The 3232-nt window shown below is 65.8% G+C and carries 3 protein-coding genes; all 3 read right to left on the bottom strand.

The genetic code is table 11. From position 1 onward, the window contains the following. A partial coding sequence (gene mgtA, locus RMO12_RS05225; RefSeq protein ID WP_309638474.1) for a magnesium-translocating P-type ATPase occupies nucleotides 1-1866 on the bottom strand: 1866 nt, incomplete at its 3' end. A 106-nt stretch (nucleotides 1867-1972) separates the two neighbouring features. Next, nucleotides 1973-2428, bottom strand: a complete 456-nt coding sequence (locus tag RMO12_RS05220) for a universal stress protein (RefSeq protein ID WP_309638473.1) — start codon at nucleotides 2426-2428, stop codon at nucleotides 1973-1975. 115 nt (nucleotides 2429-2543) lie between these two features. Next, a complete protein-coding gene (locus RMO12_RS05215) occupies nucleotides 2544-2984 on the bottom strand; it encodes a hypothetical protein (RefSeq protein ID WP_309638472.1) in 441 nt (146 codons plus the stop codon). Between the last annotated feature and the right edge of the window lie 248 nt (nucleotides 2985-3232).

The following is a 3232-nucleotide window of genomic DNA, read 5'->3' as shown; positions in this document are numbered from 1 at the left end:
GGTCATGCGCTCGACCTGCGGTCCGAGCAACACCTTGTCCGCGGACAAGCCGACCTGGCCGCACACGCGGGCGGTGACGAGCCCGTTGTCACCGGTCAGCACCTTGACCTGGATGCCGTGCGCGGCCAGCGCCTTCAGCGCGGGCGCGGCCGATTCCTTCGGCGGGTCGAGGAAGGCAATGTAGCCGATCAGCGTCAGATCGGCCTCGTCGGCGACCGAGTAGGTGGTCTGGCTGGGCGGGAGCTTCTTCATGGCCACCGCGACGACGCGCAGCCCTTCCTCGTTGAGTTCGCGCGCGACCTGCTGCACGCGAGCCAGCATGGCCGCGTCGAGCGGCACCTCCTGCGGACCAAGGCCGTTCTTGATGCGCACGCGGGTGCACACCGTCAGCATCTCCTCGAGCGCGCCCTTGCAGATCAGCTCATGGTGCTCATCGCGCTCCGACACCACCACCGACATGCGTCGGCGCTCGAAGTCGAACGGGATCTCGTCGATCTTGCGGTAGTCCTGCTCCAGCTTCAGCTCGGTCTTCAGCTCCACCCGTTCGAGCACAGCGCGGTCGAGCAGGTTTTTTAGTCCGGTCTGATAGTGGCTGTTCAGAAAAGCGAAGTTCAGCACCTCGTCCGACGGCTGACCATAGATGTCGGCGTGGCGCGCGAGCGCGATCTTGTCCTGGGTCAGCGTGCCGGTCTTGTCGGCGCAGAGCACGTCCATCGCGCCGAAGTTCTGGATCGCGTCCAGGCGCTTGACGATGACTTGTCTGCGCGACAGCCGCACTGCACCCCTGGCCAGCGTCGAGGTCACGATCATCGGCAGCATCTCGGGCGTCAGCCCCACTGCCACCGACAGGGCGAACAGGAAGGCCTCCATCCAGTCGCCCTTGGTGAAGCCGTTGACCAGCAGCACGATCGGCACCATCACCAGCGCGACGCGGATCAGCAGCCAGCTCACGCTGTTGACCCCGGCCTGGAAGGCCGTGGGGGCCGGGTCGGTCGTTGTGACCTTCGCCGCCAGCGTGCCGAAGTAGGTGCGGTTCCCTGTCGTGACGACCAGAGCGGTGGCGGAACCGGAGACGACGTTGGTTCCCATGAAGACCAGGTTGCTCTGCTCGAGCGGGCCTTGCACCTCGCCTCGGCGGTCGGCGAACTTTTCTACCGGAAGCGACTCGCCGGTCATCGCCGCCTGGGCGATGAACAGGTCCCGAGCGGCGAGCAACCGGCAGTCGGCCGGAATCATGTCGCCCGCCGACAGCACCACCAGGTCGCCCGGCGCCAGTTTGCGAATGGGAATCTCGAGTCGTTTCGGCGGGGCCCGCGTGTCGGCAGCCTTCGTGCCAGGGGCGCGCCGGACCACGGTGGCGGTATTGCTCACCATCGCCTTCAGACCCTCGGCGGCCCGGTGCGAGCGACCCTCTTGCACGAAGCGGATAAGGGTGCTCAACACCACCATGACACCGATGACGATGGTGGCCTTGGCGTCTGCGCTGAGGTACGACACCATCGCCAACACGGTCAACAGCAGGTTGAACGGGTTCTTGTAGCAATGCCACAGGGGTAGCCACCAGGGCAGCGGCTTCTGATGCTCGACTTCGTTCGGACCGCTGCGGGCCAGGCGCGCGCCGGCTTCGCGCGCGCTCAGGCCGTCCTGGTGCGATTTGAGGCGGGCGATCGCTTCCGCGGGTTCGTCGCGTGCGACCCGCAACAGCTCGCGAGCCATCTGCTCGGGGGCGGCTTGCGTGGGGCCATGGCCAGCGAGCGTGTCCAGCAGCGGATGACGAACGAAGTGCTTGAGCGTGCGGCGTCGGCGCAGGAAGCCGCTGAACCCATGGGCCAGGAAGTGATGATGCGGGGCTCCGGAAGGGGTCATGCCAGGGCGTGAGGCGGGGCGCGTCCGGCTCGAGCGCGACGCGACAAGTTCGGGAAGTGCAGAAATCGCCGGGTTTCTTCCGCGGGCTCCCGACGGCGCATGCGCCTCAGTTCACCACGCCTGGTGCACGCACCAGCAACACGGGCACTGGACTGTCCCGCAACACGCTTTCCGCATCACTGCCCAGCAGTGCGCGGCTGAAGCCGCGGCGGCCATGGGTGCCGATGACGATCAAGTCGCAGCCGGAGCTCTTCGCCTCCTGCAAGATCGCGTCGGCGACGCGGCCGCCCTTCAGTTCGCGCAACAGTGTCTCGACCTCCAGGCCCAGACTGGCGGCAAGCTTTTTTCCATCTTCGAGCAGGTTGCGGCCGTACTGTTGCAACTCTTCGCGGTACTCCTCGAAGTCGAAGGCCCTCGGCATCTCCGACATGAACGGGAAGTCGTTCGTCACGTGAAGCAGGCACAGTGTGGCCTTCTGTCCGGTCGCCAGGGCGATTGCTTCCTTGAGGCCGCGGCGCCCGGTGTCGCTGCCGTCGATCGGGACAAGAATTCGTTTGTACATGGTGTTTCCTCTCAAGGTTCATCGGTTGGATGAAAAGCCACGTTGATCGCGCAGCCGTTGCTCGATTTCGGCGAGACCGAGTGATGCGGGTTCACCGTCGAGTGCGCGTCGGGTTTCATGACCAAGCTCCGATATCCGGTGGAAGCAGCCAGAGGGCTGTCATGTTCCAGTGATTCTGCGCGGCGTCGTCAGTGCGCGGGTTGCGCCAGCGCAAGGCAAGCCAGCATGCCACCGCGCACGGCGCGTGACACCACGCGTCTTGCCGATCTGCGTCAATGGCGCACGTCGCATGCGAACCTTGCGCTTTGCAACCCGCACGCCGTCTCGCTGGCGCCGGCAAGATGCGCTTATTGTCCAACCCCTCGACCAGGGTGCGAAGGTATTGCCCGGGCCCCTGCGGCCGCATCGCCTCGGCCGGGGCCAGCCGCACCGTGGCCAGAAAAGCGTTCAGCGTGCCGAGCACGGCGGTGGCCACCGTGATGCCGATGTTGACCGAGACAAGCAAGGCGACACAGTCGCGCCGGGTGTGATGCCACGCGCCTTGCGTGAGCCGCATCAATGGCTCATGGGCGATGGCCCGCTACCGCTTCGATGTTGATAACGAGCCTGACGTACCCAGGATCGACGCGCCATGGTCAACGCCGAAGAGGGCGCGATTGCCCATGGTCATCCGATCGCCGCAAGCGGTGTCTTGTCCCATAGGGCGGGTGGACGCTGCAACGGCATTGCCCACTGGCCGATGGCTACGCCACATAAACATAGCTGCCAGGCGCATCGGCCAGCGGTGGGTGGGCCGCCGTGCCC

Source organism: Methylibium sp. (assembly GCF_031393925.1).
Taxonomy (GTDB): Bacteria; Pseudomonadota; Gammaproteobacteria; order Burkholderiales; family Burkholderiaceae_C; genus Methylibium.
This window is presented reverse-complemented; position numbering and strand designations above follow the sequence as displayed.